Annotated in this window: 21 protein-coding genes and 1 tRNA gene; 13 read left to right on the forward strand and 9 right to left on the reverse strand. The window is 53.8% G+C overall.

From position 1 onward, the window contains the following. Positions 1–51 precede the first annotated feature (51 nt). Entirely contained in the window at positions 52–600 is a 549-nt protein-coding gene (locus FFI61_RS05960; RefSeq protein WP_200369636.1) for an LPP20 family lipoprotein, read from the reverse strand. A gap of 259 nt (positions 601–859) precedes the next feature. On the opposite strand from FFI61_RS05960, the gene traF reads away from it, so the two are divergent. The 5 genes from traF to trmL all read left to right on the forward strand — a co-directional run bounded on the left by traF (position 860) and on the right by trmL (position 5,856). Next, positions 860–2,119: a conjugal transfer protein TraF gene (gene traF, locus FFI61_RS05965; protein WP_200202898.1), complete on the forward strand. Its 1,260-nt coding sequence runs from the start codon at positions 860–862 to the stop codon at positions 2,117–2,119. Positions 2,120–2,237: 118 nt separating this feature from the next. Continuing rightward, positions 2,238–3,359: a multifunctional CCA tRNA nucleotidyl transferase/2'3'-cyclic phosphodiesterase/2'nucleotidase/phosphatase gene (locus FFI61_RS05970; protein WP_200369637.1), complete on the forward strand. Its 1,122-nt coding sequence runs from the start codon at positions 2,238–2,240 to the stop codon at positions 3,357–3,359. Positions 3,360–3,368: 9 nt separating this feature from the next. After that, positions 3,369–4,115, forward strand: coding sequence for a pteridine reductase (locus FFI61_RS05975; protein ID WP_200369638.1), 747 nt, complete (start codon positions 3,369–3,371; stop codon positions 4,113–4,115). Positions 4,116–4,194: 79 nt separating this feature from the next. Next, positions 4,195–5,373: an acetyl-CoA C-acetyltransferase gene (locus FFI61_RS05980; protein ID WP_200202901.1), complete on the forward strand. Its 1,179-nt coding sequence runs from the start codon at positions 4,195–4,197 to the stop codon at positions 5,371–5,373. A gap of 6 nt (positions 5,374–5,379) precedes the next feature. Beyond that, positions 5,380–5,856 (forward strand): tRNA (uridine(34)/cytosine(34)/5-carboxymethylaminomethyluridine(34)-2'-O)-methyltransferase TrmL, encoded by a 477-nt coding sequence (gene trmL, locus FFI61_RS05985; protein ID WP_200369639.1) that lies wholly within the window; start codon positions 5,380–5,382, stop codon positions 5,854–5,856. 54 nt (positions 5,857–5,910) lie between these two features. Here trmL and secB read toward each other — a convergent pair whose 3' ends face one another. Continuing rightward, entirely contained in the window at positions 5,911–6,414 is a 504-nt protein-coding gene (secB, locus tag FFI61_RS05990) for a protein-export chaperone SecB (protein WP_200202903.1), read from the reverse strand. A 152-nt stretch (positions 6,415–6,566) separates the two neighbouring features. Continuing rightward, positions 6,567–6,983 carry a rhodanese-like domain-containing protein gene (locus tag FFI61_RS05995; protein ID WP_200202904.1) on the reverse strand — a complete coding sequence of 139 codons (417 nt, stop codon included), beginning with the start codon at positions 6,981–6,983 and terminating at the stop codon, positions 6,567–6,569. Between the two features lie 159 nt (positions 6,984–7,142). Here FFI61_RS05995 and gpmM point away from each other — a divergent pair, with 159 nt between their 5' ends. From gpmM to FFI61_RS06015, 4 genes are all read left to right on the forward strand, one after another. Continuing rightward, positions 7,143–8,690, forward strand: a complete 1,548-nt coding sequence (gene gpmM, locus FFI61_RS06000; RefSeq protein WP_200202905.1) for a 2,3-bisphosphoglycerate-independent phosphoglycerate mutase — start codon at positions 7,143–7,145, stop codon at positions 8,688–8,690. Positions 8,691–8,752: 62 nt separating this feature from the next. Further along, positions 8,753–9,850 carry a murein hydrolase activator EnvC family protein gene (locus FFI61_RS06005; RefSeq protein ID WP_413785025.1) on the forward strand — a complete coding sequence of 366 codons (1,098 nt, stop codon included), beginning with the start codon at positions 8,753–8,755 and terminating at the stop codon, positions 9,848–9,850. A gap of 98 nt (positions 9,851–9,948) precedes the next feature. After that, positions 9,949–11,346, forward strand: a complete 1,398-nt coding sequence (locus tag FFI61_RS06010) for a S41 family peptidase (RefSeq protein WP_265092106.1) — start codon at positions 9,949–9,951, stop codon at positions 11,344–11,346. A 38-nt stretch (positions 11,347–11,384) separates the two neighbouring features. Next, positions 11,385–12,191: a divergent polysaccharide deacetylase family protein gene (locus FFI61_RS06015; RefSeq protein ID WP_413785010.1), complete on the forward strand. Its 807-nt coding sequence runs from the start codon at positions 11,385–11,387 to the stop codon at positions 12,189–12,191. Here FFI61_RS06015 and hisF read toward each other — a convergent pair. From hisF to FFI61_RS06040, 5 genes are all read right to left on the reverse strand, one after another. After that, positions 12,188–12,961 (reverse strand): imidazole glycerol phosphate synthase subunit HisF, encoded by a 774-nt coding sequence (gene hisF, locus FFI61_RS06020; protein WP_200369641.1) that lies wholly within the window; start codon positions 12,959–12,961, stop codon positions 12,188–12,190. The two genes, FFI61_RS06015 and hisF, sit on opposite strands and share 4 nt — an antisense overlap. 14 nt (positions 12,962–12,975) lie before the next feature. Next, on the reverse strand, positions 12,976–13,713 hold the full coding sequence (gene hisA / locus FFI61_RS06025) for a 1-(5-phosphoribosyl)-5-[(5-phosphoribosylamino)methylideneamino]imidazole-4-carboxamide isomerase (protein WP_200369642.1): 738 nt from the start codon (positions 13,711–13,713) through the stop codon (positions 12,976–12,978). Continuing rightward, positions 13,707–14,348 carry an imidazole glycerol phosphate synthase subunit HisH gene (hisH, locus tag FFI61_RS06030; RefSeq protein WP_200202909.1) on the reverse strand — a complete coding sequence of 214 codons (642 nt, stop codon included), beginning with the start codon at positions 14,346–14,348 and terminating at the stop codon, positions 13,707–13,709. Before hisH ends, hisA begins: the two co-directional genes overlap by 7 nt. Positions 14,349–14,386: 38 nt before the next feature. Then, positions 14,387–14,986 (reverse strand): imidazoleglycerol-phosphate dehydratase HisB, encoded by a 600-nt coding sequence (gene hisB / locus FFI61_RS06035; RefSeq protein WP_200202910.1) that lies wholly within the window; start codon positions 14,984–14,986, stop codon positions 14,387–14,389. A gap of 126 nt (positions 14,987–15,112) precedes the next feature. Then, on the reverse strand, positions 15,113–15,574 hold the full coding sequence (locus FFI61_RS06040; RefSeq protein ID WP_200202911.1) for an SRPBCC family protein: 462 nt from the start codon (positions 15,572–15,574) through the stop codon (positions 15,113–15,115). Positions 15,575–15,776: 202 nt separating this feature from the next. Between FFI61_RS06040 and FFI61_RS06045 the strand changes: the two genes are divergently transcribed. The 4 genes from FFI61_RS06045 (at position 15,777) to FFI61_RS06060 (ending at position 19,587) form a co-directional block, all read left to right on the forward strand. Beyond that, positions 15,777–17,978: an AsmA family protein gene (locus tag FFI61_RS06045; RefSeq protein ID WP_200369643.1), complete on the forward strand. Its 2,202-nt coding sequence runs from the start codon at positions 15,777–15,779 to the stop codon at positions 17,976–17,978. Next, a complete protein-coding gene (mutY, locus tag FFI61_RS06050; protein ID WP_200369644.1) occupies positions 17,975–19,042 on the forward strand; it encodes an A/G-specific adenine glycosylase in 1,068 nt (355 codons plus the stop codon). The genes FFI61_RS06045 and mutY overlap by 4 nt, the downstream gene beginning before the upstream one ends. A gap of 75 nt (positions 19,043–19,117) precedes the next feature. After that, on the forward strand, positions 19,118–19,390 hold the full coding sequence (locus FFI61_RS06055; protein ID WP_200369645.1) for an oxidative damage protection protein: 273 nt from the start codon (positions 19,118–19,120) through the stop codon (positions 19,388–19,390). Between the two features lie 121 nt (positions 19,391–19,511). Further along, positions 19,512–19,587: transfer RNA gene (locus FFI61_RS06060), tRNA-Phe, on the forward strand. Between the two features lie 73 nt (positions 19,588–19,660). Here FFI61_RS06060 and FFI61_RS06065 read toward each other — a convergent pair. Continuing rightward, entirely contained in the window at positions 19,661–21,304 is a 1,644-nt protein-coding gene (locus FFI61_RS06065; protein ID WP_320159562.1) for a diguanylate cyclase, read from the reverse strand. Positions 21,305–21,369: the final 65 nt, after the last annotated feature.

Here is a 21,369-nt window from a genome sequence, read left to right on the forward strand (position 1 = left end):
CTTCCAAGGCCTCTACACCAGTATCCCTATAATCAAACCCCGATGGCGACATTAGTCGAGATAGTACAGGGAATCCACGTTCTTGCTCTGAACATCACCAACACTGTCGTTGTATCTGGGCATAGGTATCGGACACAAATCCTGCACCTGATCGGCATCTACTTTCGACACGCAAGCCCGGAAACGTGGTTCCAGCTTCAGCTCCATTACCGTTTCGACAACGCCGTCGCTATGTTCGTTAACAGCAACCATTTTTGCGCCACGAATGTAGCTATCCACGTATGTTCGAAAACTATCATTTCGTAGAACAAAGTCGTTTACTGTAGAGCTGCCATAGACGACCGTGCCATACACTCGCTCAGCGAGGTTCCTGTAGGCATCCATCTGGGAGGCCCGGCGCGCCATCAAACGCTTACGCGTGTTGAGGCGATCTTTACTGGCGTCTTCATAAGTTCCAAAACCGCTTACGCGCACGGTTATAGGCTCCAGCCTGGGTTCGCTTTGTGCTTTACTCTTCTCACTATCCCGGTGCCCACCAACAGGCGCACAGGCCGCCAGTATGAAAGCCAAAAAAGGAACTGTTATCCAGCGAATGGCCATTATCTTGTCTCCAGAATTCGTTTCAGCTAACCATTACCGGAAACCATGAAAAAATCGCGCCAGCTTTTCTAACACACTGATTGAATGGATTTTATTGAACAAAGCTACAATACAGCCCGCTAAACCGGCAAATAACTGCCTCCGCTTACATATCAAAAACAAACCGTTACCGGTTATGCCGTGTTCCCGTACGCATATTGATCTAACCTTTCAGTACTCTCATTGTTCATAGAAACACACTTATCTCCAAGGTACCGAAATGCATCAATATCGCCTGTCCAGATTGTTCATTGCCGTGGGACTGTCCCTTGCAACTTCCTCAGCGCTCGCCAGTCCGCAGTCGTTTATGTCTTCACGCTCCTTTGCAATGGGTGGCACCGGGGTGGCTATTGCGCATCCGGCTTCCGCCACGTCTGCAAACCCCGCAATGATGGCTGCAGACCAGCACGACTGGGCAGATGATTTCGGCCTCACGCTGCCGTCTGTCAACGTGCGGGTTGCGGATGAAGAAGAAACCATTGATCAGATTGATGATATCCAGGACTCAATTGACGGGCTTGAGAGCGCCATCAGCTTTAACAATTCAACCGAAACTAAAAAGCAGGCGGGGCAGTTGCGTGAACAACTTGCCGGATTTGATAGAGACACCGTCCGAGGCAACCTCGGCCTTGGCTTTGCTGTTGCCGTTCCCGGAAAGACAATTTCCATGGGTGTGTTCACCAACGGCAATCTGACTGCAACAGCCAGGGGAGAGTACGACGAAAGTGACGACGCAATACTGGCAGACATAGAAGACGGCACGGTAACCTCTCTCCCTGGTGGCACTCTGACGTTAAATTCCCGCGGTAAGGTCCTTGCTTCAGCGGTGATAGAGGCAGGCATAAGCTTTGCTCACGCGTTGGAGCTGAGTAATGGTGAATCTCTCCAGCTGGGTTTTTCCCCAAAATACGTAAAGCTACAAACGTTTCAATACACGGAAACCGTTTCCGGTTTTGATGACAACGATTTCGACAGTGATGAGTCCCAAACTGAAAAGAGCGGCTTTAACCTCGATATAGGTGCTGCTTATGCGTTCGGAGATGAAAAGCAGTGGAACGCAGGAATCCTGGTAAAAAACCTGATTCCCATGAAGCTCGACTCCGCTGCAAGCCGGGCGGATCTTGGAGAGGAAGTACGCACTCTGAAACTCAACCCCATGGCAACCGTCGGCATCGCTCATAAGAGCGACTATCACGTTGTGACTGCAGAGGTGGATCTCACCAAAAAAGAAGCCTTTGGCTTTGAAGATGACACCCAGTGGCTCGCCTTGGGTGCAGAGTTCGACGCGTTCCGTTACGCACAGCTTCGCGCGGGTGTTCGTTACAACCTTGCAAGCAACAATGACAACGACGGCATTGCCGAGGAAACCCAGTTCACAGCTGGCCTGGGAGTCAATCTGTTAGGCGTTCGCTTTGATCTTGGCGCCCTGTTTAGCGATGCGGATATCGGCGCATCTCTGGAGCTTGGCACAGCATTCTGATTATTGTTCGAGCACTTCTTTCGGTGTCAGGCGAACCCACCAGACTATACAGGTTTGCCTGACACGCCCGGGAAACGGATAATTCCCGGATACTTCTCGGAAAGGAACCGAACCCTCCATGCAAACCTATCTGGTTGGCGGCGCTGTTCGCGACGAACTACTGGGCCTGAAAGTTAAAGATCGGGACTGGGTGGTTGTTGGTGCAACCCCGGAACAAATGCTCGCCCGTGGATTTACCCAGGTAGGATCAGACTTCCCTGTATTCCTGCACCCCAAAACACATGAGGAATATGCCCTCGCTCGCACCGAGCGCAAACAGGGCCACGGTTATCACGGCTTCTCGGTTTACAGTGCTCCTGATGTCACGCTGGAAGAAGATCTGTTACGCAGGGACCTCACCATCAACGCCATGGCGCGCTCCGAACAGGGCGAGCTGAGCGACCCCTTTGATGGGCGCAAAGACCTTGAAGCACGAGAGTTGCGACATGTTTCAATGGCGTTCAAAGAAGACCCCCTGAGAATCTTGCGCACTGCACGGTTTGCTGCGCGCTTTCAACCCCTTGGTTTTCGTGTTTGCGCAGAAACCATGGAACTCATGCGCTCTATGGTTGCCGAGGGCGAGGTGGAACATCTGGTGCCTGAGCGAGTGTGGCAGGAGATTCAGCGAGCCCTGCATGAAAATAATCCGGCTACGTTCTTTCAGGTGTTGAGAGACTGCGGCGCGCTAGCCGTGTTGATTCCGGAACTTTCCCCTGAGGCGCACTTCAGCGCAGCCATTGCTGCCCTGCAACGGGTTCACGCCAGCAATGGCTCAACAGCAGAGCGATTTGCTTCACTGTTATGCGCACTTGACGAGCCTACGGGCACAGCAAGAGCCAAAGCGTTGAAAGCACCCAACGATTGCCAACAACTGGCCCGCCTGACTATGATTTTCACGCCCGCCATACAGCAGCTCGACCCGCTGCAGCCAGATGCAGGCGTTTTGCTGAAGCTGCTGGAAAAGGCCGACTTGTGGCGACGACCAGAGCGGTTCGCGCAACTCCTAAATGTACTTGCATGCACTCTTGAACCCGCAAATCGGGCAAAACTTGAAGCACTCCAAAATGCGGCAAAAGTTGCGTCAACCGTTGACCCTAAAATACTGATGGAACAAGGCTTCCTGGGCAAAGAACTGGGCGATGCAATCCGTACCGAGCGTCTTGCGCGTATTAACCAGGCACTAAGCAGCTTACTATCCTGAGGAACCACCATGCCTGAACATGCGCCTGTCGCCCTGATTACCGGTTCTGCCCATCGCCTTGGAGCCCGCACTGCGCAAATACTCCAGGAGCGGGGCTGGAACATCGCTATCCATTATCGTAACCGCGAAGATCAGGCTCACAGTCTTGCTGAATCAATGAACCAGCAGCGGCCAAACTCTGCCGTCGCACTGCAGGCAGACTTGAGTAACATCACCGACATCAGGCGCTTGGGCACCGAAGCAGCAGCTCAGTGGGGACGTCTGGATGCACTGGTTAACAACGCATCCGTGTTTTATCCAAACCCAACGCCTGAGGCCACGGAAGACGACTGGGACAGCATTATGCACACTAACCTGAAGGCGCCATTTTTTCTGCTGCAGGCGTGTCTTCCGGCTTTGCGGGCAAGCTCAGGCAGTGTCGTAAATCTCATTGATATCTATAGTGAAAAGCCGCTGGCAGACCACCCACTCTATTGCGCCAGCAAAGCAGGACTCGCGGCACTCACCCGGTCCTGGGCCAAAGACCTGGCCCCAGAGGTACGGGTAAATGGTGTATCTCCCGGGGCTATCCTCTGGCCAGAGGGCGACGCAGCGGTTGATGTAGGCTACCAAAGTATAATACTGGCCAAAACGCCCCTTAATCGCACCGGCACTCCGGATGATATAGCCCGCACCATCGTGTTTCTGCTGGCCGAAGCGCCATTTATTACCGGGCAAATCATTTCAGTCGATGGTGGCAGAAGCCTCAACATGTAGGCCGAGGGTTGGGCCTACGCTTTTGCCCGCTTGTCCTTTCCGGCTACAATGCGGCAAACTTTTAAAACGGAGAACTCTCATGCGTGATGTCGTCATCGTTGCCGCTCGGCGTACAGCTATTGGAGCATTTGGCGGAGGCCTTTCCAGCCTTCGTGCGGATCAGCTCGGCGCCGCTGTTATTAAAGCACTGCTGGAAGAAACCGGTGTTGCCGGCAACCAGCTCGATGAAGTTGTTCTGGGCCAGGTTCTGACCGCAGGTTCTGGCCAGAACCCGGCACGCCAGTCGGCGATCAATGCCGGCCTTCCCAATTCTGTCCCGGCCATAACCATCAACAAAGTATGCGGCTCTGGCCTCAAAGCTGTTCACATGGCGGTTCAGGCGATTCGCTGTGGCGATGCCGAGATAGTGATTGCCGGCGGACAAGAAAACATGAGCCAGGCACCCCACGTTCTGCCCAACAGCCGCAATGGCCAGCGCATGGGCAACTGGACCATGATCGATACCATGGTTACCGATGGTCTTTGGGACGCCTTTAACGACTACCACATGGGCATCACTGCTGAAAATATTGTTGAGAAGTACAACATCAGCCGCGAAGAACAGGACGAGTTCGCAGCAGCCTCCCAACAAAAGGCAGTTGCAGCCAGAGAAGCCGGTCGCTTTGATGGTGAAATCGTGCCGGTGTCCATTCCTCAGCGGAAAGGCGATCCAATCGTTATCAGCAAGGACGAAGGGCCCCGCGATGGCGTAACCGGCGAAGGCCTGGGCAAACTGCGCCCGGCGTTCAAAAAGGACGGCACGGTGACCGCAGGTAATGCATCATCCCTGAATGATGGCGCAGCAGCGGTCATGGTGTGCAGTGCTGAAAAAGCAAAAGAGCTGGGCCTGACCCCGCTGGCAACCATCAAAGCCCACGCCAATGCCGGCGTTGACCCGACCATCATGGGAACCGGCCCAATCCCCGCCAGCCAGCGCTGCCTGAAACTGGCCGGCTGGAGCGTTGATGATCTGGATCTGGTTGAAGCCAACGAAGCCTTTGCTGCCCAGGCTATCTCTGTAAACCGGGAAATGGGTTGGGATACCAGCAAAGTAAACGTCAACGGCGGCGCTATTGCTCTGGGCCACCCCATTGGTGCTTCTGGCTGCCGCATACTGGTTTCACTTTTGCACGAAATGGTACGCCGTGATGCGCACAAAGGTCTGGCGACTCTGTGCATCGGTGGCGGCATGGGCGTTGCCCTTGCAGTCGAGCGCTAAAGCCGAATGCTGAATGTGGTGCTGTACGAGCCGGAGATTCCACCCAATACGGGCAATATCATCCGGCTCTGCGCCAATACCGGCTGCAACCTGCATCTGATTGAGCCTCTGGGATTCACTCTGGAGGACAAGCAGATGCGGCGTGCCGGGCTCGACTACAGCGAATACGCCACGGTAAAAGTGCACAAAAACTATCAGGCGTTCCTCGACAGTGAGGAGCCTCGGCGCCTGTTTGGCCTCACCACAAAAGGCCACCGTTACTACCACCAGGTGGCCTATCAGGAAGGCGACTACCTGATGTTCGGCCCGGAAACCCGTGGCCTTCCAGAAGATGTACTCGAAGGATTATCTGCAGAGCATTGCCTGAAGGTACCTATGTGCCCGAATAGCCGAAGCCTCAACCTTTCCAACACCGCCGCTCTAGTGGTTTACGAAGCCTGGAGGCAACTGGGCTTTGAGGGCTCACCAGGCAGCACCTCATAAACAAAAAACCCGGCAGTTGCCGGGTTTTTTTGCAGTCAGGGTAGAGCAACACTCTTAGTGAGTTTTCTGCTCGGCACCGGCTTCACCGGCGGCCTCTTCCTGCTTGCGCTGCAATGCCTGAGCGTAGATAGCATCGAAGTTAACAGGCGCCAGCATCAATGCCGGGAAGCTGCCCTTGTTAACAACACCATCAATTGCTTCACGGGCATAGGGGAACAGAATAGTGGGGCAATAGGCACCCAGCATCTGGCCAAGCTGCGGCCCGTCAATACCTGAAACAAGGAAAACACCCGCCTGCTGAATCTCGACAATGTAAGCAACCTTGTCGTCAATTTTCGCCGTAACGGTCAGCGACAAAACCACTTCATACTGGTTATCACTTACTTTTGTGTGAGCGGTGTTGAGATCCAGATTTACATGGGGCTTCCACTGCTCCTGAAATACCACCGGTGAATTCGGGGACTCAAAAGACAGATCCTTCACGTAGATACGCTGAAGAGCAAACTGAGCTTGGTTCTGGTTTTCGTTGCCTGCGGCGGCTTGCGGATTCTCAGCCATGTTAAGTCCTTTTGCTTTAGTAGGGAGTCGTAGAGAGGGCTCGGGGCCCGTTGTTATGGTTACATCTGCCGTGACAGTCTACTGTCTGGCGTCGATCAGTTATGTGAAACAGTGCGGCAGATCGGCGCGCAGATCAAGTTATGTCGCAGTTTCTACTTTTTTACCAGCGGCAAGTTACTGGCCTTCCAGTCACTAACCCCGCCGTTGAGTCGCACCACATTGGTGAAACCCTCTGCGTTCAGCTGTTTGACGGCCATGGCGGAATGCTGCCCCATTTTGTCCGCCACAATAATCTGTTTGCTCTTGTGCTTGTTCAGCTCGGCAGCCCGACTTTTGAGACTGCTCAACGGAATATTGACTGAGCCGGTAATGCGGCCCTCGCCAAACTCTTTGCGGTCACGGATATCAACCACTATGGCTTCGTCCCGGTTGATCAGGCTAACAGCGCCTTGAGCAGAAATCTTGGCTCCACCCCGCCGGGACTCCAGCACCAGAATAGCAACAAGAAAAGCCACAAAAAGTGAAGCGAGAACGTAGTGGTTAACGACAAATTCAAACAACCGATCCATGAGGTTACCCTGAAAATAAGTTTGGGCGGATTATACACAGCCTGCTCGCCGGACAGAAGGTGACCATACAGGTGACGACTGTGGCCTCAAAGTGTAAAAATGGATAAGCTTCACGCCTACTTCTGTAAATTTACTGCAACTCTACCTCCGGACTGAATGATGACAGCATTGCGCAAGCCGACAGCACTGATAATTCTCGACGGCTGGGGCCATCGTAAACCCGCCGAAGATAACGCCATCAGCAACGCCAATACGCCTTTCTGGGACAAGCTTTGGGCTTCCAGACCCAAAACGCTCATCAACACCTCCGGTATGTTTGTAGGTTTGCCCCAGGGCCAGATGGGCAATTCCGAAGTCGGGCACATGAACCTTGGCGCGGGCCGCGTGGTTTACCAGAGCCTGACGCGCATCGACAAGGATATAGAGGAAGGAACCTTTAACGAAAACAAGGTTCTTTGCGCAGCAATCGACAAAGCCATAAGCAATGGCGGCGCTGTTCACCTCATGGGCCTGCTTTCTCCCGGCGGCGTTCACTGCCATGAAGACCACGTGCTTGCAGCCGCTGAGCTTGCAGCTGCCAGGGGCGCTAAAGAAGTCTACATTCACGCATTTCTCGATGGCCGCGACATGCCACCTCGCAGCGCTCGCCCCTCCCTTGAAAAGGCGGCTGCAAAGCTGAAAAGTCTGGGCGTAGGCCGTGTAGCCTCAATTGTCGGCCGCTATTTCGCTATGGACCGGGACAACCGCTGGGACAGGGTGGAAGCAGCCTACAACCTGATGACGTTAGGTGAGTCAGAATTCATGGCCGCCGATCCTGTTTCAGGCCTGGAGCAAGCATACGAGCGTGGTGAAAACGACGAATTTGTTAAACCAACCCTCATACAAAGCGCCGGCGAACTTGCGGCCACAATCAATGATGGCGACGCCGTCCTGTTTATGAACTTCCGGGCTGACCGAGCCCGGGAAATGACCCGCACGTTTGTAGATGAGGGTTTTGACGGGTTTGAACGCAAGAAACACCCGAATCTCGCAGACTTTGTAATGCTCACCGAGTACGCGGCAGATATCAAAACCTCCTGCGCCTACCCGCCAGAACAGCTGATCAACGGTTTGGGTGAATACCTGGCAGGGCTAGGTAAAACCCAGCTCCGCATTTCCGAAACCGAGAAATACGCCCACGTCACCTTCTTCTTTAACGGCGGGCAGGAAACGCCTTTTGCCGGCGAAGACAGAATTCTGGTGCCCTCCCCTAAAGTGGCAACCTACGATCTGCAGCCTGAGATGAGCGCTCCGGAAGTTACCGACAAGCTGGTAGAGGCCATCAAAAGCGGAAAGTATGACCTGGTGGTATGCAACTACGCCAACGGCGACATGGTGGGCCATACGGGCAAGCTGGATGCAGCCATCAAAGCAGTAGAATGCCTCGACCAGTGCGTACAGCGCGTAGTTGAAGCACTGGATGAAGTCGGTGGCCAGGCACTGATAACAGCTGACCACGGTAACTGTGAACAGATGACAGACCCCGACTCTGGTCAGGTGCACACAGCACACACCATCGGGCCAGTTCCCCTGGTCTACACAGGTAGCCGCGAAGTAAGCCTGAGTGATGACGGCAGCCTGAGCGATGTAGCTCCCACCCTGCTCGCATTGATGGGCCTGGAACTACCGAAGGAAATGACCGGGCATAGCCTGGTTAAAGTCGGTTGATCCGGAAACAGGCCACAGCATTGCGACTGACTGCAGTACTGACGCTGACTCTCGCACTGTTATTGGGTGCAGCACCGTTAGCGTTTGCTAAAGAGGTAACGCCAGCCCAGATCGAAGCCCTCAAGAAACGTATTGAGGGTATCGACAAATGGCTGGCCAATGCCGAAAAGGACCGCTCCTCTCTTGAACGACAGCTGGCTGAAGCTGAACGCACCATCAGCCGGTTGACTCACGAGCGCAGATCCCTGCGAGAACAGGTAAAGGTACAGCAGCAGAAGCTGACCACACTGCAAAGTGAAGAGCGGGAGCTGGCGCGCACCCTGGAGAGCCAGAGGGAAAGCCTGAAAAAACAGATACGCACCGCCTGGATGGAAGGCGATGCACCCGTTGTAAAAGTGCTGCTCAACGAAATCAATCCGGACAACATTGCCCGGACCATGACCTATTACGAATATCTCAGTCGCGACACAGTACGGCGATTGGAAATTTTCCATAAGAACCTCGAAGAACTCAAGGTCACACAAGCGGCCGTGCAAAGCACCCGGGCCGAACTCGCGAACGCTGAAGAGGGCGTAATAAAACGCCAGCAGGCGTTAAAAGCGTCCCGCCTGGAACGCGAAAAAACCCTCGCAGCGCTTAACCAGGATATCCGCAGTCACCGTAGCGAAAAAGACGAACTGGAATCCGATCGAAAGCGATTGGAGGAGCTGCTTTCCGAGGTTCAGCAAGCCATCGCCAGCATCCCGTCGCCCAATGAATCCAAGCCCTTCCCGTCGCTGCGCAACAAGCTTCCATGGCCTGCACAAGGCAAGGTAGTCAGTCGTTTTGGAGAAAAATACGCAGATGGCAAACTGCGCAGGAACGGGCTGATCATTCAGACCGGGGAAGAAGCCGAGATCAAAGCCATTCATTATGGCCGGGTTGTTTTTGCCAACTGGCTCCGGGGCTTTGGCCTGATAACAATTATTGATCATGGCGATGGCTACATGACACTCTATGGCCACAGCAGCAGCCTGTTCACCAGCCCGGGGGACTGGGTTGTAGCAGGGGAAGCCATCGCACAAGCAGGCCGTACCGGTGGAACAGACGCGCCAGCACTCTATTTTGAAGTTCGCCATAACGGCAAACCTGATAACCCGGGCCGCTGGCTGACCAACTGAACAGCCGGGCCGGGGCTGACAAATGAGCCCGCTGCCGCCATACTGTCGGGATTATAGAAGGTTCAGTCCAACTACCGGAATAACCACGGGATATGTGAATGAAACGGGTCCGAAGTACACTCCAAGCATCACCTTTGCGCTCAGCCATCCTTGCCGTCTGTTTCATCTCACTCCCCGGTTTGGCTTTCGCCCAGGATAACCCGGGAGACGACACCCAGGTACTGGAAGGCATTCAGGAAGGTGAACGCATTGAAATCACCCTGCCTGACCCGGAAAAACAACTTCCCCTGGACGATCTGCGCAAATTCACCGAGGTTTTCAGCCGCATCAAGGCAGCCTACGTTGAAGAAGTAGAGGACCGCCAACTGCTGGAAAGCGCAATTAAGGGCATGCTCTCCGACCTCGACCCGCACTCCACCTACCTGGCCCCGAAAGACTACGAAGAGCTTGAAGAAAGCACTTCCGGCGAGTTTGGCGGCCTGGGCATTGAAGTGGGCATGGAAAATGGCTTTATAAAGGTTATTGCCCCCATTGATGACACACCCGCTCAGCAAGCTGGTGTTCGGGCCGGCGACCTGATTATCAAGCTTGGCGAAAAGCCCGTAAAAGGCATGAGCCTGGAAGAATCCGTTCAACTTATGCGGGGCAAGCCTGGCACCGTCCTTACGCTGACCATTATGCGAGAGGGGCAAACCGGCCCCATAGAGATCGATGTTGAGCGCGCGGTTATCAAGGTAACCAGTGTAAAGAGCCGCATGATCGAAAACGGATACGGCTACGTGCGGGTGACCCAGTTCCAGGCTGAAACCGGCGGACAGTTTACGAAAGCCCTGAACAAACTGAAGAAAGAACACGGCGGTGATCTGGACGGATTGGTACTGGACCTTCGCAACAATCCCGGCGGTGTATTGCAGGCGGCCGTAGCAACCGCTGATGCCCTGCTGGACGAAGGATTGATTGTATACACCGAAGGCAGAATTCAGAGTTCCCGCCTCCGCTTCAGCGCCAAAGATGGCGACGTGATGGCTGGCACCCCCATTGTTGTACTGATTAACGGCGGCTCGGCCTCTGCATCTGAAATTGTTGCCGGCGCCCTGCAGGATCACAGGCGGGCTGTCATTATGGGCACACAGTCCTTTGGCAAAGGCAGCGTTCAGACTGTTATCCCACTGGATGAAACTCACGCCATCAAAATGACAACGGCGCGCTATTACACCCCTGACGGTCGCTCCATACAGGCCACCGGCATCAAGCCAGACATCGAAGTAAAGCCGGCCGAACTGAAAGAACTGGATAGCCGCCCATTTTTTACCGAAGCGGATCTGAGCGGACACTTGATTGGTCAGGACGAAGAAACGGAAGGCAAAGGCAAGCAGTCGGAGGGTGAAGACCAACCTGGCTCTATTGCCGACAGGGATTATCAGCTACGCTCAGCACTCAATCTGCTGAAAGGGCTGAACATTCTGAACCGCAAGGGAGCTGACGCAGCACAGTGAAGGCACTCTCTATTCGAGCCCTGGCGACTTCAACTCTGCTGAGGTTTGCATTGGCTTTATTGGCAAGCATTACTGCCAGTAAAGCAGCTGCAGATCCGGCCCCGCAGGGTGTTCCGCCAACTATTGCCATCATCATTGATGACATGGGGCACAACCTGCACGAGGGCGAGCGCCTGGCCAATATGGATCAGCCGCTTACCCTGGCGTTTCTGCCCTACCGGCGGCACACAGACTCCCTTGCGCGTTTGGCCCATAGCCAGAGCAAGGAGATCATGCTGCACGCACCTATGGCCAACACCCGGAACTTTGGCCTCGGGCCTGGCGGTTTGACGCCAGACATGGATGAGCCAGCCTTAACAACGACCCTGCGTCGGGCCTTGCAGTCCATCCCTTTTGTACAAGGTGTGAATAACCACATGGGCAGCTTGCTAACCCAGCAACTGAAACCCATGGATTGGGTAATGAAGGAACTGTATCGCTACCCGGTTTATTTTGTCGATAGCCGCACCATTGCCTCATCCATTGCGGGCGACGTTGCCGCGGCTTATCAGATTCCCACACTGACACGGGACGTATTCCTGGACCACGAGCAAACGGAAGAGTTTGTAGATCGGCAATTCAAGGAATTGATTCGGCAAGCGAAGGAAAACGGTAGTGCGATTGGCATCGGCCACCCACACACAGTGACTGTCGACTATCTGGAAAAGCATCTTCCCCTACTGGATGAGCAGGGCATCGCTATTGCTACCGTGAGCGGGCTATGGGCTATTCGCAACAACAACCAGAGAATGTTTGCGGTAGGCGAAAAGCAGACCATACGACCTGCTTTTGCCAAGAAAGACTAATCCCGGACTTCAATTCCTTGAGCCCTCATGAAGGCCTTTGCTTCGGGAATGGTGTACTCACCAAAGTGAAATATCGAGGCCGCCAGCACCGCATCTGCACCACCCTTGGTGACGCCATCTGCCAGATGCTGAAGCTCGCCAACGCCGCCCGAAGCGATCACAGGAACAGATACCGCATCACTTACTGCGCGAGTCAGGCCCAGATCAAAACCGATTTTGGTTCCGTCTCTATCCATGCTGGTAAGTAAAAGCTCACCAGCACCCATTTCTACCATTTTGCACGCCCATTCCACGGCATCCAGCCCTGTCGGCTTACGCCCACCATGGGTAAAAATCTCCCAGCGGGGCTCTTCGCCTTCAGCACTTACCTGCTTGGCATCAATCGCAACCACAATGCACTGGCTACCAAACCGCTCTGCAGCTTCTTTTACCAGCTCTGGATTAAACACGGCAGCCGTGTTGATCGCGACCTTGTCTGCGCCAGCGTTTAGAAGTTTGCGGATGTCCTCAACGGCACGAACACCACCACCAACGGTTAGCGGAATGAAGACTTCTGCTGCCATGCGCTCAACCATTTCATAGGTCGTATCGCGACTCTCACTGCTTGCGGTGATATCCAGAAAGGTGATCTCGTCGGCGCCCTGTTCGTTATAGCGGCGAGCCACTTCTACCGGGTCTCCGGCGTCCCGGATATCCACAAAGTTTACGCCTTTAACAACGCGCCCCTTGTCCACATCCAGGCAGGGAATAATGCGTTTTGCCAATGCCATAATATTTGCCCTAATCAGCCTTTCAGTGAGTCACAAAACGCCTGAGCTTCAGCAACATCCAGCGTGCCTTCATAGATCGCCCGGCCAGTGATCGCACCAATGATGCCCTTATGGGCAACTGGCGCCAAACGCCTAAGGTCATCCATATTGGTTACGCCACCGGAAGCAATTACCGGAACTCCACCTTCTTCAGCAAGAGCAGCCGTGGCTTCCACGTTTACGCCCTGCATCATGCCGTCGCGGTTGATGTCGGTGTACACAATTGATTCAACGCCATCGTTGGCAAATCGCTTGGCCAGATCAATAGCCATAACTTCGGAGACTTCGGCCCAGCCATCTGTAGCAACGCGGCCGTCTTTGGCATCCAGACCCACAATGATGTGACCAGGGAAGCGCTTGCACATTTCCGTCACGAATTCAGGCTCTTTGACCGCCTTGGTTCCAATAATCACCCACTGCACGCCGGCTTTCAGGTAGGCCTCGATGGTTTCTGCTGAGCGAATGCCGCCGCCAATCTGAATAGGCAAATCCGGGTATTTCCGGGCAATGGCCTTAACAATTTCCCCGTTAACCGGCTCGCCTGCAAAGGCACCATTCAAATCGACAAGATGCAAACGACGGGCTCCAGCCTCCACCCAGCGGGTGGCCATATCAACCGGGTCGCCACCAAACACGGTGGAATCTTCCATACGACCCTGGCGCAAGCGAACGCATCGGCCGTCTTTCAGATCAATGGCGGGAATAATCAGCATGTTCCGTTCCAATCAGTAAAGTTTTTGAGTAATTGCAGCCCCGCCCCGGCACTTTTCTCCGGGTGGAACTGCACTGCAAAAATATTGTTGCGCGCTACTGCCGCTGCCAAATCAACGCCGTAATGGCTGCGCCCGGCGATGTCTGCGTTAGCTTCTGCCTCAGCGTAATAACTGTGCACAAAGTAGAAGCGCTCGCCATCGGGAATACCCTGCCACAGAGGATGCTCAACCGTGTGGTAAACCTCGTTCCAGCCCATATGTGGCACTTTCAGGCGCTCGCCGTTTTCTACCAGGCTGTCGCCAAAATAGCGGACTTCTGAAGGAAACAGACCAATGCAGTCAACTCCGCCATTTTCTTCACTGCGGGACATCAGCGCTTGCATGCCTACGCATATGCCGAGAAACGGGCGGTCGCGGGAAACTTCGCGCACCAGTTCATCCACACCAAGCCGACGAATTTCTGCCATGCAATCACGAATGGCACCTACACCGGGCAGAATCACCCGGTCGGCTTCACGAATCTGGTCTGCGTTGTCGGTCACCAGAACTCTGGTATCCGGGGCAACGTGCTCTACCGCCTTGCGGGCAGAGTGAAGATTACCCATGCCGTAGTCTATGATGGCAACGGTTTTCATGGTCAGTTCTGTGTCCTTCAGTGGCTTGGAATGGCAGCTTACAGCGAACCTTTGGTAGACGGGGTAACACCCGCCATCGCCATGCGCTCATCCATTTCAACCGCCATGCGCAGAGCACGGCCGAATGCCTTGAACACAGTTTCGATCTGGTGGTGGGTATTCTTGCCGCGCAGGTTATCAATATGCACAGTCACCATGGCATGGTTGATAAATCCACGGAAAAACTCTTCGAACAGATCCACATCAAAGCCACCCACAACAGCCCGGGTAAAGGGTACTTCCATAATCAGGCCAGGGCGACCAGACAGGTCAATCGCAACCCGCGAAAGGGCTTCATCCATAGGTACATAAGCGTGGCCATACCGGCAAATGCCTTTTTTATCTCCCACAGCCTGTTTGAACGCCTGGCCTAGAGTAATGCCAACGTCCTCCACTGTGTGGTGGTCATCTATGTGCAGATCGCCTTTGGAAACGATATCCAGATCCATCATCCCATGACGGGCAATCTGCTCCATCATGTGCTCCAGAAATGGCACTCCGGTATCAAATCTGGATTTGCCGGTGCCGTCGAGATTAATGTCGACAGTGATCTGGGTTTCAAGGGTATTTCGTTCTACCCGAGCCTTACGTTCGGCCATGGAGACTCCGTAGCAAATTAAGTGGCACAACGCCGGAAGATATCAATTCCGGGATTATACCTTTTATGCTCTCAGGAGTCCCATAACCGGGCTAATCGGTACGATAGTTTGCCTGACCAAAAAAAATCAGAAGGCTTTCTTCAGGTTGGCCATATAGGTATCCACCAGGCCGTTAAACTCATGTTTGATAACAGGGCTGATGGCCAGTTTTAAAAGCCCAGGCAGTGGCAGTGTCAGCTCAGCACTGGTCTGAAATTTGGCAGTGGTGGCAGTATCACCTTTAGCCTTCAGCACCCAGGACCCACGCACCACGCCATTACCCTCGCCTTTCACAGGCTCCCAGGTGATTTTCCCTGTGTCTTTATCTGAAACGTACTTGCTTGCGTACACAGACTGAATTGCGTGCTTGTCGATACCCACCTTTTCCATTTCCCAGCGGTAGGTGTTGTCACCCAGATCAGTGAGTTTATTCACTTTTGGAAAATGAGCAGCAGAGCGCGGCACATCTGCCAGCAGGTCGAACACCTCGTCATAACTGCCGGGTATTTCGAGCTCTCGGTTCAGTTCAATCGAAACAGTAATAGCCACAGCGAACTCCTTTTTATGGTTATTCAGTAATTTCAGCGCAGAAACAATGGGAGTATTTTGGCCTAACACTACGGCATTGTCATACTCCCACCCTGTTAATTTGTTAACCCTGCGTTATCCTTTAGCTTATTCGCATACGGATTCACCTTGAATCCTGAAAACTCTCGCAGCTAGTTCTCGCAACAAAAAGGACGCCCGAAACATGAAAGCCATACGTTATGTGCTGATCGCCATCGTTGCAGTTATTATTCTCGCCATTGCCGCGATTGCTATAGCCATGGCTGTTATCGACCCGAACGATTACAAGCCGCAAATCGAAAAAGCTGTTGAGGATAACACCAACCTTGACCTCATTCTGGAAGGCGATATTGGCTGGTCTTTCATTCCTCTCGGGCTCGAACTGAACGATGTAGAAGCCACTCTGGATGGCGAGCGCTTCGTTGCGCTGAAGCAGCTGGTGGCGCAGATTGACCTCTGGTCTCTGATAGCCATGTCGCCACAGGTAGACACCTTCGTGCTCGACGGGCTAGAGGCCCATCTGAGCATTAACGAGCAGGGGGAAGGCAACTGGACTCGCATCATGCCTGAACCCGCAGAAGGCGATGCCAAGGGCAGACAGGACCTTACCAGCACACCAGAGCAAACTGCCGCTGCAGATACCAGCGATGAACAAGGCGGCAAGGCCCTCAACTTCAATGTCGATAACGTGCAAATCAGCAATGCCCAGGTGCATTACAGCGATCTGAGCACCGGCCAGAAGGTGACTCTTGACGATTTTTCGGTAAACGCCAGCGATATCACTCTGGGCTCTGAGTTTCCGCTGGAAATTGGTTTTCGTGTAGAAACAGCCCAGCCACAATTCGCAGTGGATGGCAGCATCGAAGCCCGTCTTGCCGCGAACGAAGCACTGAACGATTTCGCAGTCTCCGGCCTGAAAGCAGAATTCAAAATGAACGGAGAGCCATTTGGTGGCAAATCCGTGACCGCCAAGCTGTCGGGCTCAGCGAACGCCAATCTGGAAAATGAAACTGCAACGCTAAGCGACTTTACCGCCAGCCTCGCAAATCTGACCCTGAACACGAACCTGGACGTTAAAGGCTTTGGCGCCAAGCCAGCCCTCAAAGGCACACTGGCCATCGATGAGTTTTCCCTTAAAGATCTGCTCGAAAACCTGGGGCAACCTGCTATTGCAACAACCGATGAAGCAGTTCTTCAGGCCATCGCGTTGTCCACCAATATCGGCGGCCCTGCAGGCAAGCCTGCGCTGTCTGACCTGATGATCAAACTGGATGACACCACCTTCAAAGGTTCAGGTAGCTACAACCTCGACAATGGCGGCATTGTGTTCAACCTTCAGGGTGACAAGCTCAACGCAGATCGCTACCTGCCTCCAGCCGTTGAGGGTGCTGAAGCAAAAAACAATGCACCTGCTCAAACCGCTGCCAGCGGCACGGAAGGCGACCTGCTGCCACTGGAAACCCTGCGCGGCCTGCTGCTGGATATCAACTTCGGACTGGGTGAACTGATTGTAAGCAACCTGAGCATCAATGAGATCAAAGCCAGTACAACCGCCAGCAAGGGCGTACTGAAAGTGGACGAGTTCAGCGGCAAACTCTATGAAGGTAGCTTTGGCGCAAATGCCACTATTGATGCCCGCACCGACAATCCAAAATGGACCATCAACTCAGACGTGAGCAATGTGCAAACGCTTCCTCTGCTGGCAGATCTTGCAGAAATCACCATGCTGTCCGGTGGCGCTAACCTCAAAGTGGATGCCACAACCTCCGGCAACCGCATCTCGGTATTGAGAGACAAGGCCGACGGCAAGATCAGTTTCAATCTTGCAGAAGGTGAATTCCGCAAAATGAACCTGACTCACCTGGCATGCCAAGGCATTGCTCTGGTCAACCAGGACCAGCTGTCAACGGATGACTGGGGCGACACCACGCCGTTCAACGACATGCATGGCGTTCTCGAGATTGATGGCAACGTATTCAATAATACCGATCTGGTCGCCTCGCTCGCCGGCATGAAACTGGAAGGCAAAGGCAACGTTGACCTGAAGCAAACCCTGGTCGATTACGAATTAGGCCTGAGAATTGTGGGCGATATCCACCGCGACAACGCCTGCCGCGTAACTGAATATGTGGAAGACGTGGTTATACCGGTGGAATGCCGTGGCGACTTCTCTGGCGGCGCAGCCAGCCTGTGCTCCTTTGATGGCTCACGCTTCCGCGATACGCTAAAAACCATTGCAGCCAATGCCGCGCGCAAAAAGGCCAATGAGGAAGTGGACAGGGCGAAGGGAAAGGCGGAAGAAAAAGTACGCGAAAAACTGGAAGAGAGTCTCGGAGAAGGGGCTGCCGATAAAGTAAAAGATACGCTCAAAGGCCTGTTCAAGTGACAGCAGACTGCTTCGCTGAAAATCTTCTGAAATGGTACGACCAACACGGCAGGCATGACCTGCCGTGGCACCACAACCGCACGGCATACCGGGTTTGGGTTTCTGAAATCATGCTTCAGCAAACCCAGGTAGCAACCGTTATCCCCTACTATCAAGCGTTCATGGTGCGCTTCCCGGATGTTCAATCTTTGGCGGAGGCGCCCACAGACGACGTACTCAGCCACTGGTCGGGGCTTGGCTACTACGCCCGCGCCCGCAACCTGCAAAAGGCCGCCCGCACCGTTATGGAAGATTTCGGCGGCACCTTCCCGGCCGCACAGGAAGAACTGGAAACCCTCACTGGCATTGGTCGCTCTACTGCCGCCGCTATCGTTGCCCAAGCGTATAACAAGCGTGCAGCCATACTCGACGGTAACGTAAAGCGGGTGCTTGCTCGCTACCACGCCGTTCCCGGCTGGCCCGGCCAAGCCTCAGTGCAAAAGCAGCTTTGGGTACACGCAGAAGCGCACACACCCAATGAGCGTGTTCGGGACTATACCCAAGGCATCATGGATCTTGGCGCACTGGTGTGCACGCGCACACGCCCAGCCTGCGAGGACTGCCCTCTGAAAAAAGACTGCACGGCATACGCCAGAGGAGAAGCCACCCTCTACCCTGGCTCAAAACCGAAAAAAACGAAGCCGGAAAAAACCACCTGGATGGTAATACTTGAAGACCGGGATGGTCGCATACTGCTGGAACGCCGACCACCTAGCGGCATCTGGGGAGGGCTGTGGAGCCTACCTGAACTGGACCCGGCATATGGCGCAGATGAATTGCAGGATGCTTGTGAGAGAAGCCTTGGGGTTGATTGCACAGAGCCAGAGTTGATCGATGGATTTCGTCACACATTTTCCCACTACCACCTGCACATTCAGCCCGCTCGGCTGAATGTAACCAGGCAAAACACCGTGAAGGACGATGCCCATCAGAAATGGCTGCACCGGCACGAAGCCCTGGCTCTGGGCTTACCAGCGCCAATCCGCACACTACTCACCAGCCCGGAGCAGGTCAGTCTGCTGTGACGACAGCCCACACACTGGCTCAGCCAGTGCCATCTGTTATCATCCAACAACTTACCTTTGACATCAGGAGCGATCATGAGCCGCACTGTTTACTGCCGAAAATACCAAAAAGACATGGAAGGCCTGAGCTTTCCACCCATGCCCGGCGCCAAAGGCCAGGACATTTTCGACAACATCTCCAAGCAGGCCTGGGAAGAATGGCAAAACGAGCAAACAATGCTCATAAACGAAAAGCACCTTAGCCTGATTGATCCAAACACTCGCAAATACATACAGGCGCAAATGGAGCACTTCTTTAACAACGAGCCTTACGACAAAGCTGAAGGCTACGTGCCACCAGAAAAATAACCCCGGTTTGGTCAAAGGCTGATCAACCCTGAAAAGATTCAGATATTTTTCCGGGCCGGCCTTGACTCACTACACCGAAACCGGTTTAATAGCGCCCCGTTGCATAGCAGTAAAGCAACTTGCCCGGATAGCTCAGTCGGTAGAGCAGAGGATTGAAAATCCTCGTGTCGGTGGTTCGATTCCGCCTCCGGGCACCATTAAGAATTCAGATGAAACCCGCCTCGTGCGGGTTTTGTTGTTTCTGTGCATCCATTATTCGAAATACAGCCATCAGGCCGCAGAGCACACGCGGTTTCGCCCTTCGGCTTTGGCGTCATACAGCGCCTTGTCGGCCCGCTCGGTGGCGTCTTCAACCGATTCTGCAGCACTATTAACTTGTGCAACGCCCATACTTACCGTAATCCGAATGCTTACACCATTGCCGACCTCGACAACATGTTTTTCAACGCCTTGGCGAATGCGCTCAGCACAGCCTTCGGCCTCTACGTGGTCGGCGCCGGGTAAAAGAATCATAAATTCCTCACCGCCAAAGCGGGCAACCAGATCTCTGTCTCGACTGAATTTCTGAAAAATACCCGCCATATCCTTCAAAACCAGGTCTCCGGCGTGGTGCCCGTAGGTGTCGTTGACTGCCTTAAAATGATCGATATCCAGGGCAATGACAGACACCTGCTCCCCTGTAGTTCTAGCCTGTTGAACCAGACACTCACCCTCAGTCATAAAAAACCGCCGATTATAAAGCTGAGTAAGTGGATCAGTGGCGGCCTGTCGTTTGAGTTCATCCTGCTGGGCCCGGATATCCTCCAGCACTTTAATCCGGTACGAAATGATGAACGCCAGCGTGATCGCTTCCAGCACAATGCCAATCCCGACACCGCGGCTATTGAGGTAGTTTGGCTCAATCAAACCCTTATAGAACAGCACCGCGAGGCCGTTGAATACCACAAAGAAACTGTGCCCCACGAGAAAGAATTTCGCCAAGGGGTGGCCTTTGCGTAATATCGAGAGGCTTACCGAAAAAGTGACTACCATCATTAGCGCAGCCAGGGTGCTTGCGGGTATTAAAGCCCCCTCAATATCAAACAGGCCGTAACAGAAGCCTGCAATGAGCAAAACCAGCAATCCCTTCAGAATTCGATGCTCGGTAACGTAAAACCCTCGAGTCTCGAAAATCACCATCATGAACAGCACAAGAAAAATCGGCATAGTAAATACCGAAAGGTTCAATATAAAAACGGCATCTCCGTATACGTTGAACGCTTTGGCAAGCAATCCGTAAGAAAGCGCTATCCAGATAACGCCAGATATCAGGTAGAGGGAGTAAAGTATGTTCTCTTTCTTGCTGGTGGCGAAGTAAAGCAGGCCGTTGTAGAACACCAGCGCCATCATCATTCCTACCAGCAGTGCGATGTCGAGATGGCCGCCAACCAAAGCCTTTCGCGAGTTCTTATCGTCATAAATTTCCGCCGCAAACCACTGATGGGAGTACAGATGACTGCGGATATAGAAAACCGTGGTTTCTCCTGCTGGCACCGAAAACGGATAGACGATTGTGCCCCGATACATCAGGGGGTTGTCGCTGGCATCGTTAAGATTAACCGTCGCCCGGCCCACCAAGCCTTGGGAACGCTCCTCATAAATATCTATTGCCCGCACCTGATAAGCCGCAGGCATGTGCAGAAACAGGGCCCTTGCCTCAAGCCCCGGGTTATGCAGCTCAATCCGGTGCCAGGTAACCGATGCCCCCGTGCCGAGCGTAGCGGTGCTGTTTGCGGGCTCGAAGGCGTGATTGCGGGCAGTTTCGTAATCAAGCGATTGCTCGTTATCCACGAAATAACCCACCGGAAAGTCCGCCAACCGGATCTCTTCACCACTCACATCCAGAGGCGGCGCTGCGTACCCCGCAAAACTCACAGCCCAAAGCAGAAGAATGTATAAAATTCCTCTGCCAGGTGTTTTTGTCGGTGCCCTTGGGGAAA

The organism is Marinobacter sp. DY40_1A1, assembly GCF_016597815.1.
GTDB lineage: Bacteria > Pseudomonadota > Gammaproteobacteria > Pseudomonadales > Oleiphilaceae > Marinobacter > Marinobacter xiaoshiensis.

Excerpts from the sequence above, each read along its gene's own strand:
- hisF (WP_200369641.1), bottom strand. The coding sequence starts at position 12,961 with ATGGCATTGGCAAAACGCATTATTCCCTGCCTGGATGTGGACAAGGGG.
- FFI61_RS05975 (WP_200369638.1), top strand. The coding sequence starts at position 3,369 with ATGCCTGAACATGCGCCTGTCGCCCTGATTACCGGTTCTGCCCATCGC.
- hisH (WP_200202909.1), bottom strand. The coding sequence starts at position 14,348 with ATGAAAACCGTTGCCATCATAGACTACGGCATGGGTAATCTTCACTCT.
- FFI61_RS05980 (WP_200202901.1), top strand. The coding sequence starts at position 4,195 with ATGCGTGATGTCGTCATCGTTGCCGCTCGGCGTACAGCTATTGGAGCA.
- FFI61_RS05995 (WP_200202904.1), bottom strand. The coding sequence starts at position 6,983 with ATGGATCGGTTGTTTGAATTTGTCGTTAACCACTACGTTCTCGCTTCA.
- FFI61_RS06055 (WP_200369645.1), top strand. The coding sequence starts at position 19,118 with ATGAGCCGCACTGTTTACTGCCGAAAATACCAAAAAGACATGGAAGGC.
- FFI61_RS05970 (WP_200369637.1), top strand. The coding sequence starts at position 2,238 with ATGCAAACCTATCTGGTTGGCGGCGCTGTTCGCGACGAACTACTGGGC.
- gpmM (WP_200202905.1), top strand. The coding sequence starts at position 7,143 with ATGACAGCATTGCGCAAGCCGACAGCACTGATAATTCTCGACGGCTGG.
- hisB (WP_200202910.1), bottom strand. The coding sequence starts at position 14,986 with ATGGCCGAACGTAAGGCTCGGGTAGAACGAAATACCCTTGAAACCCAG.
- FFI61_RS06045 (WP_200369643.1), top strand. The coding sequence starts at position 15,777 with ATGAAAGCCATACGTTATGTGCTGATCGCCATCGTTGCAGTTATTATT.
- trmL (WP_200369639.1), top strand. The coding sequence starts at position 5,380 with ATGCTGAATGTGGTGCTGTACGAGCCGGAGATTCCACCCAATACGGGC.
- hisA (WP_200369642.1), bottom strand. The coding sequence starts at position 13,713 with ATGCTGATTATTCCCGCCATTGATCTGAAAGACGGCCGATGCGTTCGC.
- FFI61_RS05960 (WP_200369636.1), bottom strand. The coding sequence starts at position 600 with ATGGCCATTCGCTGGATAACAGTTCCTTTTTTGGCTTTCATACTGGCG.
- FFI61_RS06010 (WP_265092106.1), top strand. The coding sequence starts at position 9,949 with ATGAAACGGGTCCGAAGTACACTCCAAGCATCACCTTTGCGCTCAGCC.
- traF (WP_200202898.1), top strand. The coding sequence starts at position 860 with ATGCATCAATATCGCCTGTCCAGATTGTTCATTGCCGTGGGACTGTCC.
- secB (WP_200202903.1), bottom strand. The coding sequence starts at position 6,414 with ATGGCTGAGAATCCGCAAGCCGCCGCAGGCAACGAAAACCAGAACCAA.